Source organism: Sphingobium sp. (genome assembly GCF_049304695.1).
Classification (GTDB): domain Bacteria; phylum Pseudomonadota; class Alphaproteobacteria; order Sphingomonadales; family Sphingomonadaceae; genus Sphingobium.
On sequence record NZ_JBAQOK010000087.1, the window covers coordinates 38450 to 51941 of the forward strand.

Annotated in this window: 13 protein-coding genes; 6 read left to right on the plus strand and 7 right to left on the minus strand. The window is 63.4% G+C overall.

Translation table 11 applies throughout. The features are described 5' to 3' along the window. The first annotated feature begins 61 nt into the window (after positions 1–61). Positions 62–1372, plus strand: a complete 1311-nt coding sequence (locus WA070_RS16420; RefSeq protein ID WP_422634999.1) for an MFS transporter — start codon at positions 62–64, stop codon at positions 1370–1372. A 20-nt stretch (positions 1373–1392) separates the two neighbouring features. Here the strand turns inward: WA070_RS16420 and WA070_RS16425 are convergent, their stop codons facing one another. Next, entirely contained in the window at positions 1393–1590 is a 198-nt protein-coding gene (locus WA070_RS16425; protein WP_422635000.1) for a hypothetical protein, read from the minus strand. 108 nt (positions 1591–1698) lie between these two features. On the opposite strand from WA070_RS16425, the gene WA070_RS16430 reads away from it, so the two are divergent. Both WA070_RS16430 and nhaA read left to right on the plus strand, forming a co-directional pair. Next, complete coding sequence (locus WA070_RS16430) at positions 1699–3753, plus strand: transglycosylase domain-containing protein (protein WP_422635001.1); 2055 nt, start codon at positions 1699–1701, stop codon at positions 3751–3753. Further along, entirely contained in the window at positions 3750–4913 is a 1164-nt protein-coding gene (gene nhaA, locus WA070_RS16435) for a Na+/H+ antiporter NhaA (RefSeq protein WP_422635002.1), read from the plus strand. Before WA070_RS16430 ends, nhaA begins: the two co-directional genes overlap by 4 nt. A gap of 64 nt (positions 4914–4977) precedes the next feature. On the opposite strand, the gene WA070_RS16440 is transcribed toward nhaA, so the two are convergent. From WA070_RS16440 to WA070_RS16450, 3 genes are read right to left on the minus strand one after another with little or no spacing between them, the layout of a single operon-like run. Next, a complete protein-coding gene (locus WA070_RS16440; protein WP_422635003.1) occupies positions 4978–6288 on the minus strand; it encodes a tetratricopeptide repeat protein in 1311 nt (436 codons plus the stop codon). Positions 6289–6304: 16 nt separating this feature from the next. After that, entirely contained in the window at positions 6305–6793 is a 489-nt protein-coding gene (locus WA070_RS16445; RefSeq protein WP_422635004.1) for a hypothetical protein, read from the minus strand. A 15-nt stretch (positions 6794–6808) separates the two neighbouring features. Continuing rightward, on the minus strand, positions 6809–7528 hold the full coding sequence (locus WA070_RS16450) for an AAA family ATPase (protein WP_422635005.1): 720 nt from the start codon (positions 7526–7528) through the stop codon (positions 6809–6811). 192 nt (positions 7529–7720) lie between these two features. On the opposite strand from WA070_RS16450, the gene WA070_RS16455 reads away from it, so the two are divergent. The 3 genes from WA070_RS16455 to astD all read left to right on the plus strand — a co-directional run bounded on the left by WA070_RS16455 (position 7721) and on the right by astD (position 11218). Then, positions 7721–8701, plus strand: coding sequence for an SPOR domain-containing protein (locus WA070_RS16455; RefSeq protein ID WP_422635006.1), 981 nt, complete (start codon positions 7721–7723; stop codon positions 8699–8701). A 97-nt stretch (positions 8702–8798) separates the two neighbouring features. Further along, positions 8799–9815 (plus strand): 2-oxoadipate dioxygenase/decarboxylase family protein, encoded by a 1017-nt coding sequence (locus tag WA070_RS16460; protein ID WP_422635007.1) that lies wholly within the window; start codon positions 8799–8801, stop codon positions 9813–9815. After that, positions 9812–11218 (plus strand): succinylglutamate-semialdehyde dehydrogenase, encoded by a 1407-nt coding sequence (gene astD, locus WA070_RS16465; RefSeq protein ID WP_422635008.1) that lies wholly within the window; start codon positions 9812–9814, stop codon positions 11216–11218. The genes WA070_RS16460 and astD overlap by 4 nt, the downstream gene beginning before the upstream one ends. 7 nt (positions 11219–11225) lie before the next feature. Here astD and WA070_RS16470 read toward each other — a convergent pair whose 3' ends face one another. The 3 genes from WA070_RS16470 to WA070_RS16480 all read right to left on the minus strand — a co-directional run bounded on the left by WA070_RS16470 (position 11226) and on the right by WA070_RS16480 (position 13440). After that, entirely contained in the window at positions 11226–11375 is a 150-nt protein-coding gene (locus WA070_RS16470) for a hypothetical protein (RefSeq protein WP_422635009.1), read from the minus strand. A 449-nt stretch (positions 11376–11824) separates the two neighbouring features. After that, positions 11825–12037 carry a DUF2093 domain-containing protein gene (locus WA070_RS16475; RefSeq protein WP_422635010.1) on the minus strand — a complete coding sequence of 71 codons (213 nt, stop codon included), beginning with the start codon at positions 12035–12037 and terminating at the stop codon, positions 11825–11827. Continuing rightward, a complete protein-coding gene (locus WA070_RS16480; protein ID WP_422635011.1) occupies positions 12037–13440 on the minus strand; it encodes an NAD(P)H-dependent flavin oxidoreductase in 1404 nt (467 codons plus the stop codon). The genes WA070_RS16475 and WA070_RS16480 overlap by 1 nt, the downstream gene beginning before the upstream one ends. Between the last annotated feature and the right edge of the window lie 52 nt (positions 13441–13492).

Below are 13492 nucleotides of genomic sequence, written 5' to 3' on the forward strand. Positions count from 1 at the left end.
AGACGCCGCCAACCGCTAGACCCCGCCCCGGTCGCCAACGGGAAAGAAGACGCATCATCTTATGCAAGCCTCTCTCAGGCTACTGAGCAAGCGGCGGTTCCTGCCGCTTTTCGTCACCCAGTTGCTCGGCGCGTTCAACGATAACCTGTTCAAGAACGCGATGGTCCTGTTCGTCGTGTATCAGGTCTATAATGACGAACGGTCGGAAACATGGTTCAGCGCACTGGCGACGGGCGTGTTCATCCTGCCCTTCTTTCTGCTGTCTGCCCTGTCAGGCCAGTTGGCCGACCAACGGGACAAGGCCGTCATCATCCGATGCGTAAAAGCGGCCGAAATCGCGATCATGGCCGTGGGCGCAGTGGGGCTTGGCCTGATCTGGAGCGGCATTGCGGTCCATACGCTGGCGATCCCCCTGCTGCTGGTCGCGCTGTTCGCGATGGGCATCCACTCCACCTTCTTTGGCCCGATCAAATATGCGATCCTGCCGCAGCACTTGCATGACGACGAAGTGCTGGGCGGCACCGGCCTTGTCGAAGCAGGCACTTATATCGCGATTCTGGCCGGAACGATCCTGGCCGGCCTGATCCCCGTTGAAATCGCGGCGATCGGCATCGTGATAACCGCCATCATCGGCTATATCGCCGGTCGCGCCGTCCCCTCCGCGCCATCGATGCTCGAAGCGCAGCCGATCGATTACCACATCATCCGATCTTCGGTGAAGCTGGTGCGCGGTACGATGCACATCCGCCGCCTTTTTCTGGCGATCATGTCGATCAGCCTGTTCTGGGCGGTAGGATCGATACTGTTCATTCAATTCCCGCCGCTGGTGAAGAATGTGCTGACGGCGGACAAGTCGGTCGCCAGCCTGTTTCTGGCAATCTTCTCGATCGGCATCGCCATCGGATCGATCGCGATCAACCGCCTGTTGCAGGGGCATGTGTCGGCGAAATATGCGCCCGCGTCGGTGATCGGCATGGGCCTGTGCATCGTCGCGTTCCACATCGTGTGCGGTCTGTGGACCCCGGCTCCGGGCGGGCGGATGCTGTTGCTGGGCGATTTTCTGGCGCATCCTATGGCGCTGGCGCTGTCGGCCTGCTTACTGGGCGTCGCAACCTTTGGCGGCATGTTCGTCGTACCGCTCTACGCCTTCCTCACCACCACCGTCGAAAAATGCGAAGCGGCACGGACAGTCGCGGCCAATAATATCGTGAACTCGGGCGCTATGGTGATCGGGTCAGTGCTGGCAATCGGACTTAGCATCATCGGCGTGACGGTGGTGATGCAATTGCTGCTCGTCGCCTTCCTGACGCTGCCCTGCGCGTGGCTCGCGTGGAAATTGCACAAGGCATGCGACGGCCCGCTGTGCCACTGATCGGCACGTCGATAGCGCGCTTAGAAAATGAAGCTGTAAAACGCCGTGAAGAAGGCCGCGAAGCTCAGCCCGAACAATTTCCAGTCATTATCGTCATCGGTCATGCGCCGCCTGGCAGCAGGCACGGCGTCAACGACGCGCAGGACATGAGCGGGCAGCCGCTGCCGAAAGGGATGGCGCGCGGATTCGGTGGTGAGGACAAGGGGTCGTGTTCGCATAGTCAGGTGTTAACGCAAAATTTACTATTTGGCCCATCGGCAAAGATGGTTAACAATTCCCTGTCCCGCCGTGGGACAGGCTTGACTGTATGATATGAATAATACAGCATGAATGTGCCCATGAACGATTCCGCCAGTCCCGCCGACCCGGCAACCCTGTCCCCGCGCCCTTTCGGCGCAGGCCCGCCCAGCGCCTTTTCACCGCCCACGCCCTGGCGGCGACGGCTACAGGTCGTCGGTTGGATAGTTGCAGCATGTCTGGCTCTCACTATGGGAATCATCGCCTGGCTGGCGATCACCGCGCCACTTTCCCGCTCGCTCAAACCCATCGCCCCGCCCAGCGTCAGCCTGATGTCGGCGGACGGTCATCTGATCGCGCGGCGCGGCGCGGTGATCGACCGGCCCGTGACCATGCGCGAACTCCCCGCCCATGTCCCCCAAGCCTTCATGGCGATCGAGGACCGCCGTTTTCAAAGCCACTGGGGTATCGACCCGCGCGGCATCGCCCGCGCCATGTGGCATAATATCCGGTCGGACGGATCGTCGCAGGGCGGCAGCACGATCACGCAGCAACTGGCCAAGGGCGTGTTCCTGTCGAGCGACCGCACCTTCGGCCGCAAGGCGCGCGAGGCGCTGATCGCCCTGTGGCTGGAGGCATGGCTGACCAAAGACCAGATCATGGAACGCTATCTGTCGAACGTCTATTTCGGCGACAACGTCTATGGCCTGCGCGCGGCGGCCCGGCATTATTTCGACCGGTCGCCTGAAAGGCTGACGACCGGGCAGGCGGCGATGCTGGCGGGATTGCTCAAGGCCCCTTCACGCCTCGCCCCCACCAGCAACCTGAAGGGCGCACGCACCCGCGCCGCGCTGGTGACGCAGGCGATGGTGGATGCAGGCTATATTACACAGGCCGAACGCAACGCCCTGCCGCCGGTCCGCCTCAACGTCCATGCGACCCCGGACGCCACGACCGGCACCTATTTCGCCGACTGGGTGCTGCCCGAAGCGCGCGAGCGTGCTGGCGCGGTTTATGGCGCGCAGGAAGTCCGCACGACACTCGACTGGCGCATCCAGCGTCTGGCCGAAGCCGCTATCCGCCGCGCGCCCTTGGGCGGCGCGCAGGTCGCGCTGGTGGCGATGAAGCCCGACGGCAGCGTGGTGGCGATGGTCGGTGGCAAAAATTACCAGAACAGCGCCTTCAACCGCGCGGTGCAGGCCAAACGCCAGCCCGGATCGACCTTCAAACTGTTCGTCTATCTCGCCGCCTTCCGCGCGGGCATGACGCCCGACGACATGATCGACGACACGCCGATCACCACCGGCACCTACCGTCCGGCCAATCATGGCGGCAAATATCGCGGCCGCATTTCCTTGCGCCAGGCCTTCGCCGCATCCAGCAATGTCGCCGCTGTCCGCCTGACGCAAAAGGTCGGCGTCGACAATGTCATCAAGGTCGCCCGCGATCTGGGCATCACCGCTCCGTTGACGGAAGACCTCAGCCTGGCGCTCGGCACGTCGGAAATCCCGCTGTACGAACTGGCCGAAGCCTATGCGTCGATCGCGGCGGGGTCTTACCCCGTGACCGCCCATGGCCTGCCGCCGGAAGAACAGGGCTGGCTGGAGCGGCTGATGAAGCGCCAGCGGTCGTTCAACATCGACGAACTCGACATGATGCGCGATCTGCTTTCCTCCGCCGCCAATCGCGGCACCGGCAGCGCCGCCGCCTTGCGCACCAGTACATTTGGCAAGACCGGCACGACGCAGGACAGCCGCGACGCGATCTTCGTGGGTTATGCGGGCGGGCTGGTGACAGCGGTGTGGATCGGCAACGACAATAACGCCCCCCTGCCCGGCGGCGCGGCGGGCGGCGGCATTCCCGCGCGCATATGGCGTAATTTCATGAGCGGCGCGATCAACGAAGCGGTCGAGGACGCCCCAGTGGAAACACAGGACGCCGATCTGGTCAACGCCATCGCCAATGTCTCGGTCGAAACCGGGATTGGCAATATCGGTGTGGGCATGAATGAAGACGGGCTGACGGTGAATATCGGCGGCAATCAGATCCGCCTGCCCGTCGATCCGCAGACGCCAGACCAGCCGCAGGACGTCCCGCCCCCTCGCATAGCACCAACGCAGACCGAACCGGACAATGGACCATGACAACACGCCCCCCACCATCGGCGCTTCGGGCATTCCTGCATAGCGAGGCTGCTGGCGGCATCCTGCTGATGCTGGCCGCCGCTCTCGCCATGCTGGTCGCCAACAGCCCTCTGGCCAGCGCCTATTTCGCCGGGCTGCACATGCCGGTCGGCCCGATGTCGCTCCTGCACTGGATCAACGACGGGCTGATGGCGATTTTCTTCCTGCTCGTCGGGCTGGAAATAAAGCGCGAATTTGTCGATGGTCATTTGTCGAGCTGGACCGATCGCGCCCTGCCGATGATCGCGGCAGCGGGCGGCATGGCAATCCCCGCGATGGTCTATCTGTTCGTCGCCGGATCGACGCCGGGGCTGGCGCGTGGCTGGGCGATCCCCGCCGCCACCGACATCGCCTTCGCCATCGGCGTCATGGCGCTGCTGGGCAAGCGGGTGCCGACGTCGCTCAAACTGTTCCTGACGACCGTTGCGATCGTGGACGACATGGGCGCTGTCGCCATCATCGCGCTGGCCTATACCAGCCAGATTGCGGGCCTGGCCCTGCTGGCGGCGGCTGTCATCATGGGCATCATGTTCGCGCTCAACCGGGCCGGGGTAAAGCGGCTGTGGCCCTATCTCCTGCTGGCGGCACTGCTGTGGCTGGCCGTATTGTTATCGGGCGTCCATGCCACGATCGCTGGCGTACTGGCGGCAACTTTGATCCCCATCACCGTGACGCCCGGTGCGCCAGACAGTGTGCAATCGCCGCTTCATCGGCTGGAACATGGCCTGCATGGCTGGGTGGCGTTTCTCATCGTGCCGCTGTTCGGCTTTGCCAATGCCGGCGTGTCCTTCGCCGGCATTGGCGTCCAGCATCTGATCGCGCCGCTGCCACTGGGCATTGCGGCGGGGCTGTTCCTGGGCAAGCAGACGGGCGTTCTTGGCGCGCTGTGGCTTTGCGTCAAACTGGGCATCAGCGCCAGACCGGCTGCTGCGACATGGCGGCAGATCTACGGCGTGTGCATGTTATGCGGCATCGGCTTTACCATGAGTCTGTTCATCGGCGGGCTGGCCTTTACCGATCCGCTGCTTGTGGATGAGGTGAAGATCGGCGTGCTGGGCGGGTCGATCCTGTCGGCTGTCGTGGGCTATCTTATTCTACGAACCAGTCCAGAGCCTGCATAAAAAAGCGCGTGCGATCCGGGGAGGATCGCACGCGCTCAAGGCTCTGGGAGAAGGGGGTAGCAGGTTAGCGCGAGGCGAACTGACGCCCACGGGTCGCGATGGCCCAGCGCTGCGGCGTGGCGCCTGGCGCGCTTTCACGCACGAAGCACTGGCCGCTTTTCGCCTTGATCGCATGGCATGCCGTCATCGCGTCGGCCCGCTTGGCAAAGCCGCTGATGGCAAGGCGATGATAGACCCGACCCTTGATGGTGGCTTCGCTGGTCAGGACCGGAAAAGCGGCGATCGCACCGTTGCGCCCCGCCATCTTCATCCATTTGTCCTTGGCGACGGCGGCGCTTTCGAAGGCGCCCAACTGAACGACCCAATTGCTTGCGCCGACACCTACCGGCTTGATGAAGGCGGCCGGACGCATCTGCGCGACCGGCGCGCTTGCGGGGGCCAGACGGGCCTTTGCAACTTTGACCGGGGCAGGTGCGGCCCGATGTTCCCGTACGAAGGCTACGCGCGCAGGCTGGACCGTCGGCGCGACTGGCGCCGGTTCAACGATAGCGACTTCAACCGGCGCTTCGGGTTGCAATGCTTCGACAGGTTCGGGCGCGGCGGCGGCCATTTCCACCGGCACAGCCGCGCCGGTTGGGGCGAGCGCCAGAGCGACCGGCAGTCCTGCATCCGCACCGTCAATGGCCACACCCATCAGCGCAGCGACGCGTTGCGGCGCCAAGGAGGGTTCGGCGACCTGCGCCCAATCGGTGATACGCTTGTTCGCAGCGAGCGAGTCCATGTCCATGCCGACCACCATCCGCGCATCTTTCCAGCGCCCGGCGAGCGCATAGGCATAAGCCAGATTTTGACGCGTGCGGACATTGGCTGATGGATCCTGGATCGCTTCAGACAGGATGCGAACGCCTTCGGCCGTGTCGCCAGCCATCGCCATGGCCAGACCATAATCGCTGGCAGGGACCGTATCGGCATGAGCGGTCAGCAAGCTGCGCGCGGCATCGGCGCGGCCTTGCGCGACCTGCACCAGCGCAAGGCTGACGATGGTGCGCGCGTCGCTGCTGCCCAATGTCACGGCGTCGGACAGGGCCGTTTCCGCCGATGCGAACCGGCCCAACTGCACATAGGCACGGCCAAGCAACTGACGATAGGTCGCGTTGTCGGGCGCAAGGCGAACGGCGGCTTCGGCTGAGGCGATCGCCTGCGCGCCGTTGCGGCCTGCCAGCGCTTTTTCAGCGGCGGTCGCGAATTTCGCGGCGTCGCCCGTCGGATGGACGGCGGTCGCCGTGGTGCGGAATGCGGCGCCGGTACAGCCCACCATCGTCGTGGCGACGAGTAGCGAGGCCAAGGCCGCCTTTCCAAATGTCGTGCGTTTCATATGTTTACCCACCCCTTCATTCATTCTCGCCGCGCTTATGCGGCAACTGTCGGGCCAGCCGATCGATCTCCGGCAGGCTGTCGAGATATGTGTCGAGCGCCTGTGTGACGATCTGCTGCGCGGAACGACCATGCACGGCGCACGCCAGTCGCAGCCGGACATGCCTGTCCGCGTTCAGCCGCAGCGTAAAAGCAGTCTTGCGTCCAGCAGCGGGAGCAATGACGCTTTGCACCTCCCCGCTCAGTCGTTCGAGCAGATGTTCTCGATCGATGACCACCTGCGGCACCGGCGGTGCAGAGTCTGGAACGGCCATCGGCGTCAGTCCGACGACGGCCTGCAACTCCTCCACCGGCTGCGGCGCGGGATGGACATCGAAGCCCATGTCGTTCCAGCCCAGATCGTCCTGCGCTATGCCCAACGAGGCGCGGCGCATGGCGGGTTGGGCCATGCCTTTGCGCGCCAGCAGACCGGATGTCAGCGCGGCGAGTGGTTTGGGTTCTGCCATGATTATGCGCCCCCCTTACTGGATCACGCGGCGGCCAAAGCCCCCGCCGACCGGACGGGCGGTGCCAACGACGCCATTGCTGCCCTGCGGCACGGAAAAAACCGTGCGGCGGAAATTCTTTTCGAGCCGATCGGACACATAGGTCCATAGCTGGGCGACTTCGGCAGCGGAGCGGCTTTTGGCATCGACCTCCATCACGGTACGGCCATCGATCATCGACGCCGCGAAATCCGTGCGGTGGTGAAGGGTGACAGGGGCGACCGTGCCATGTTGTGACAAAGCAACGGCAGCTTCGGACGTGATCCGCGCTTTGGGCGTAGCGGCGTTGACGACGAAGATCAGCGGCTTGCCAGCCCGTTCGCACAAATCGACGGTGGCACCCACGGCGCGCAGGTCATGGGGGCTGGGCCGGGTCGGCACGATGATGAGTTCGGCGACGGAGATAACGCTCTGTATCGCCATGGTGATGGCGGGCGGTGTGTCGATGACGGCCAGCTTGAACCCCTGTTGCCGCAGGATTTCAAGGTCTGCGGCCAGTCGCGCAACGGTGGTCTGTGCAAAGGCGGGAAACTCAGCCGCCCGCTCGTTCCACCAGTCCGACAGCGACCCTTGCGGATCGATATCGATGATGACGACGGGACCGGCGCCGGTCATCTCCGCCTGCACGGCCAGATGGCCGGACAAGGTCGTCTTGCCCGATCCACCCTTCTGCGACGCCAATGCCAAAATCCGCACGCCAATTCCCTAACGAAAATCCAGTTGCGGTAGGGATTGCCACAGATACGCCTAAAAAATGATTAACCGGCCCTTTCGTTCGGGGAGCATCCATCGACAGTATCTCGTCTTCCTGACACCTTATGCTAAGAAGAGTTTAACCTTGTTTCCCCATAACAACCTCAAAATCGTTCGTGCAGGAGCCGACATTTCATGAAGCAGATATGGGGTGCCCTCGTGGCCGGGGCGTTGCTGGGCATCGCCATTCCCGCGCTGGCCGACGTCAAGACAGGCGTCGATGCATGGCAGCAGGGCGATTACGCCAGGGCAATCAACGAATGGCGTCCTCTGGCGCAGAAGGGCGATCCCGACGCGCAGTTCAACATGGGGCAGGCCTATAAGCTGGGCCGGGGCGTGCAGAGCGACCTGACCGTCGCGATGGACTGGTATCGCCGGGCAGCGGTGCAGGGGCATTTGCGGGCCGAAGATAATCTGGGGCTGTTGATGTTCCAGCAGGGCGACCGCGCCGGAGCGATGCCCTATCTCGATCGCGCCGCCACGCGTGGCGAACCGCGTGCGCAGTATATCATCGGCACGGCACTGTTCAACGGCGACATGATCGGCAAGGATTGGGTGCGCGCCTATGGATTGATGACCCGCGCATCCGCATCGGGCCTGACTCAGGCGTCCGCCAGCCTGGAACAGATGGACAAATATATCCCCGAAGACCAGCGCAAGCAGGGTCTGGCGATGGCGGCGAATCTGGAGCAGTCGCAGCAGCGTCCGCAGTTGGCATCGGCCAGTGCCACGCCGACACGCCCCGCGCCCGTGCGTCAGCCGACTCCGAGCCGTGTTAGCACGCCTCCCGCAGAAGTAACGCCAAAGCCAGCGCCACAGGTCGCCGTGGCGCGGCCCAAGCCCGCGCCGCGTCCCACCGCGACCGCCCCGGTCCCTGCCGCATCGGGCGGATGGCGCGTCCAGTTGGGCGCTTTTGGCGAAGATGGTCGCGCGCGCAGCCTTTGGGCGCAGCTTAAAGGCAGGGTGAGCGGACTGTCTGCCTACCAGCCCTATATGATCAAAGCGGGCGCGGTGACGCGCCTGCAGGCCGGCCCGGTCGCCAGCAGCGACGAGGCCAACCGCCTGTGCGGCCGGATCAAGGCGGCGGGCGCGGACTGCATCCCCAAGAAAATGTAGTTGGGGCACCCGCCGACATTGCTACGACCATGATCGACCGCACCATTTGATTTTCCTGGCTCAGGCTGGGATAGTGGCGCGATCATGGGAGCAGTTGATGTCGATTGAGAATGACGGCCATGTCGGTGCGCTGACCATTGCAGCGCTGGGTGCGGCGGACGGGCGAGAGGCGCTCGATGCACTGGCGATCGATCCGGCTTTGCTGGACCAGCGCGGCGAAACCGTATCGCGCGGCGCATTCGCGATGGCGATGAATGTCGTGCTGTTTCACGATTTGCTCGAACGGGTTTACAGTGGAGCGCATTATGTCGCCGACACCCTGTCGCGCGGTGGGCGGGTGACGTTCGATCATGGCGCATTGCGCACAATTCGCTTTCCTGACGGGCCGACTGGCGCCCTGCCTGCGGGAGAAGATGCCTTTACCCGCATCCTTTTGCCGCTGGGTTACACGATGGCGGCGCTCTATCCGCTCGACCGCCTGCGTATGACTGGACGCGCCTATGTCCATACGGACTGGCCCGAAGCGGTGCCGCAATTCTTCCTGTCCGAATTGCATGTCGATCGCTTCGACGCAGACTTCGCCGACTGTGCGGCAAGGGTGTTCGGCACGTCGCGCGATCCGCTGACCGATGCGGCAAAGGATGTGCTGGCACGTTATGCTGCCGGAGACACCGTGCCGTTTGCCGTTGCGGCAAACGCCCTGCCGACAATCGTTGCCGCCTTCGATCGTCAGCATGATGTGCCCGACTTTGACGATTACCAGCTACTGCTGTCGCGATCCAACGAAGCGGCGTGGATCGCGACGGAGGGCAATGCCTTCAACCACGCGACCGATCGGGTGGCGGATGTTGCGGCACTGGCCGACCGGCTGAAGGCGGATGGCCAGCCGATGAAGGACAGGCTGGAAATTTCGGCAACGGGCCGTGTGCGTCAGACAGCGTTTAGGGCCGATTCCGTCGAGCGGCGCTTTGCCGATGGCGCGGTGCGCCAGGTGCCCGGCTCCTTCTATGAATTCATCAGCCGGGATGTCGATCCGGCGACGGGTCGCATCGACCTGGCCTTCGACACAGGCAATGCGACCGGCATTTTTGCGATGACGAGCGCCGGGGCATGACCGAAACGCTGCAATCCTTCGATCCCGCATCGGGCGCGCTTGTCTGGGAAGGGCCGGTGGCCGACGCCGCCGCCTGTGATCGGGCGATCGCCACCGCTCGCGCTGCCCTGCCCGGCTGGCGCGTGCTGGCAGTGGAGGATCGCATCGGCATCGTGCGCCGCTATGCGCAGGTTCTGGCCGAGCGCCGGGTTGCGCTCGCCACGCTGATTTCGCGGGAGACCGGGAAACTTTTGTGGGAAAGCGACGCGGAAATCGGTTCGATGATCGCGAAAGTGGAGGTGTCGATCGCCGCCCATGCCGAGCGCACAGGCGAACGCGCCAACGATATGCCGTTCGGGCGCGCGGTGCTGCGCCATCGTGGCCATGGCGTCATGGCGGTGCTTGGTCCCTATAATTTCCCCGGCCACCTGCCCAACGGACATATCGTCCCAGCGCTGATCGCGGGCAATGTGGTGGTGTTCAAACCATCCGAGATCGCGCCCGCAACAGGCGCGGCGATGGATGAGGCATGGGCGGCGGCCGGATTACCAGACGGCGTGCTGTCCGTTGTGCAGGGCGGACGGACGACCGGAGAGGCACTGGTCGCAGGCGACATTGACGGCCTGCTGTTTACGGGATCGGCGGGGGCTGGCGCGGCGCTGCGCCGGGCGCTGGTCGATCGCCCGCATGTCGTCATGGCGCTCGAACTGGGTGGCAACAATCCGCTGATCGCGTGGGACAGCCCGGATGAGGCGGCGTCCATCATCGTCAATTCCGCCTTTATCACCACGGGCCAGCGCTGTTCGTGCGCACGACGGCTGATCGTGCCGACAGGCAGGACAGGTGATGCGATCGTGGAGGCGGTCGAGGCTATGGCGGCGCGTTTGCCGATTGCGGCATGGGATGAACCGGGCGACGCCTTCATGGGACCACTGGTGTCCGATGCAGCCGCCGCCGCCGCGCATCAGGCCGTCGGCAAGCTGATCGCCCAGGGCGCGCGGATTGTGCGGCCTTTTACTGGCGTCGATGGACGAAGTGCAGCATTTGTCACCCCCGCCCTGCTGGACGTTACGGGCGTCGATGTGCCGGACACGGAGATTTTCGCGCCGGCGCTGACGATCATACGAGTCCCCGATTTCGATGCGGCAATATGCGCCGCCAATGCGACTGCTTTCGGGTTGTCGGCGGGCCTCATTTCATCGGATGAGGCGCTTTGGACACGGGTCGTGGAGGAAAGTCGCGCTGGCGTGGTCAACCGGAACCGGCCCACCACCGGCGCTGCGGGCAATATGCCCTTTGGCGGATTGGGTGCGTCGGGCAATCATCGGCCCAGCGCCTATTATGCAGCCGATTACTGCGCCTATCCCATCGCCAGTTTCGAGGCAGGCGAGGTCCATGCCGTGCCGGTGACGGGCCTCGCCTGACCCAGCGTTAGAGTCCCAGCCGTAACCAGAAGTCGTCAGGCCCTATGATGACGCTGCGACCGCGTGTCCGGTCCGGGCGCGACCAGGATGAATGGGGAATGGGCGGCAACAGGGCTTCGCGTCGCGCCTGTTGTGAACGAACGGGTTTTTTGGTCATCGTCTTCTCCTTACGGGAACACGAAACCTGGCGTGGTCGCCTCAGCACCGTGCGCTTTAGCCGTTGGTGACGCGGAGCAAGCTGACATCCTTCAAAAGCCGCGGAGCGTTTCCGCTCGCGACTTTATTGATCCCTCCAGTCGGGATTGTCGATATAGCTTTGCTTGAAAGCTAGAGAGGCGCGCTTTGCGCAGCCGTCAACCGGGTTTAGAAGATCGAGCTATACAAGAACCAGCCAACTATCAGCAGGCTCGACACGATGCAAATTCGATCACCAAAAATGTCGATACGCGACATGATATACATCCTTTCCCAAAGGAGCGATCTTGGCCGCTCTCTGGGGTAAGATTACATCACCCTTCGTCATATCGGAACAAGAAAATTGCAAGGTTACCGATTTATGAAGCAACCTGCGCAAATTTCGGCAGGATTTCCTCGGCCGTGCCCGCTTTAACGAAAATCTGCGCCGCGATGCTGGAGGAATGCGCGAGTCGCCTCCTCCGGGCCGCTATAGGCCTCCTGAAATTCGGCACTCCAATATTTCAGGTCTTCCAGCGCGATGCGCGCGCCGGATATGGCGCACAGGACAAATTCGCCCATGCGCACGACGTCGAAATGTGGCGTATCGTACCGCAGTTCGGCCAGGCCCGGAATATCCGCCATCAGTCGCCCGTCAGTATGCGGTCGACCAGTTGCTTCACGGTCGGCACGAACCCGTTCGAATAGAAAGGGTCCTGCTTGAACTTATAGGCGCCGTGGCCCGCGAAGAGCAGATTCTGGTCGAGGTCGCCGCCATGGACCGCTTCCTGCAACGCCTTTTGGATGCAGAAGCTGCGCGGGTCGGCCAGACGTCCGGTCGAATTGGTTTCGCTGTCCATCCAGGACGAGAAGGAACATTGGCTAAGGCAGCCCATGCAGTCCGTCTGGTCCTTGCGGATGACGCCCTTTTCTTCCTCACCGACAAACACCAGCGTGTTGTCGGGCGTCTTGAGCGCGGCGGTGAAGCCGAGGCCCACCCATTCGCGAGCGCGGTTGAGGTCGCCCAGCGTGACCCAGAAATTCTTGCCCTTTACGCCGACGTCGAGCCGGTGGGTGTGGTCGCCCGCCTGTTCGGTGCTGAAGGGGATCTGCCGTTCCGAACGCGCCTCCAGGCTGCGCAGGAAGGGATTGCGTACTGCCGAGCTGTAGAAACCAGTAGGCGAGAATTTGTGGAGCAGGATGTCGCCGGGATTGATCTGCGTCAGGCGATCTTTCCATTCCTGCGGAATGGGGCTTTCCTGCGTCAGGAGCGGACGGGTGCCGAACTGGAAGGCGATGGTGCCGAGTTCTGGATTGTCGATCCAGTCGTTCCAGTCCTTGAGCGCCCAGACGCCGCCGGCCATGACGATGGGGACTTCATCGGAAATGCCGCCTTCGCGCATCGTGTCGCGCAAGGCTTTGACACGGGGATAGGGGTCCTGCGGCACGCGGGGGTCTTCGGCATTGGACAGGCCGTTATGGCCACCCGCCAGCCAGGGGTCTTCATAGACGACGGCGGACAGCCATTCCGATGCCTTGGAATAGGCGCGCTTCCACAGCGCGCGGAAGGCGCGGCCGGAGCTGACGATCGGCAGATAGCTGACGTTGTAGGAGGCCGCGATTTCGGACAGCTTGTAGGGCATACCAGCGCCGCAGGTGACGCCCGATACCATGCCCTTGGTCTTTTCAAGGACGCCATGGAGAACGCGTTGCGCCCCGCCCATTTCCCACAGGACGTTGATGTTGATCGCGCCTTTGCCATCCGCGATTTCGTAAGCGCGTTTGACCTGTTCGACCGCGCCGTCGATGGCGTAGGCGACCAGTTCTTCGTGCCGGTCGCGGCGGGTGCGGCCATGATAGATTTGGGGGATGACATTGCCGAAGCTGTCATAGCTGTCGGCGTTCACCGCCGAGATGGTGCCGATGCCGCCAGCCGCCGCCCAGGCGCCTGAGCTGGCGTGGTTGGACACGGCAACACCCTTGCCGCCTTCGACCAGTGGCCACACTTCGCGGCCACCATAGACGATGGGCTTCAACCCCTTGAACAACGACGTCTCCTGCAAAATAGCACTGGCCTTCCCGGACCAGACGAAAGCCGTC

Excerpts from the sequence above, each read along its gene's own strand:
- nhaA (WP_422635002.1), top strand. The coding sequence starts at position 3,750 with ATGACAACACGCCCCCCACCATCGGCGCTTCGGGCATTCCTGCATAGC.
- WA070_RS16445 (WP_422635004.1), bottom strand. The coding sequence starts at position 6,793 with ATGGCAGAACCCAAACCACTCGCCGCGCTGACATCCGGTCTGCTGGCG.
- WA070_RS16420 (WP_422634999.1), top strand. The coding sequence starts at position 62 with ATGCAAGCCTCTCTCAGGCTACTGAGCAAGCGGCGGTTCCTGCCGCTT.
- WA070_RS16430 (WP_422635001.1), top strand. The coding sequence starts at position 1,699 with ATGAATGTGCCCATGAACGATTCCGCCAGTCCCGCCGACCCGGCAACC.
- WA070_RS16455 (WP_422635006.1), top strand. The coding sequence starts at position 7,721 with ATGAAGCAGATATGGGGTGCCCTCGTGGCCGGGGCGTTGCTGGGCATC.
- WA070_RS16440 (WP_422635003.1), bottom strand. The coding sequence starts at position 6,288 with ATGAAACGCACGACATTTGGAAAGGCGGCCTTGGCCTCGCTACTCGTC.
- WA070_RS16470 (WP_422635009.1), bottom strand. The coding sequence starts at position 11,375 with ATGACCAAAAAACCCGTTCGTTCACAACAGGCGCGACGCGAAGCCCTG.
- WA070_RS16425 (WP_422635000.1), bottom strand. The coding sequence starts at position 1,590 with ATGCGAACACGACCCCTTGTCCTCACCACCGAATCCGCGCGCCATCCC.
- WA070_RS16475 (WP_422635010.1), bottom strand. The coding sequence starts at position 12,037 with ATGGCGGATATTCCGGGCCTGGCCGAACTGCGGTACGATACGCCACAT.
- WA070_RS16460 (WP_422635007.1), top strand. The coding sequence starts at position 8,799 with ATGTCGATTGAGAATGACGGCCATGTCGGTGCGCTGACCATTGCAGCG.
- astD (WP_422635008.1), top strand. The coding sequence starts at position 9,812 with ATGACCGAAACGCTGCAATCCTTCGATCCCGCATCGGGCGCGCTTGTC.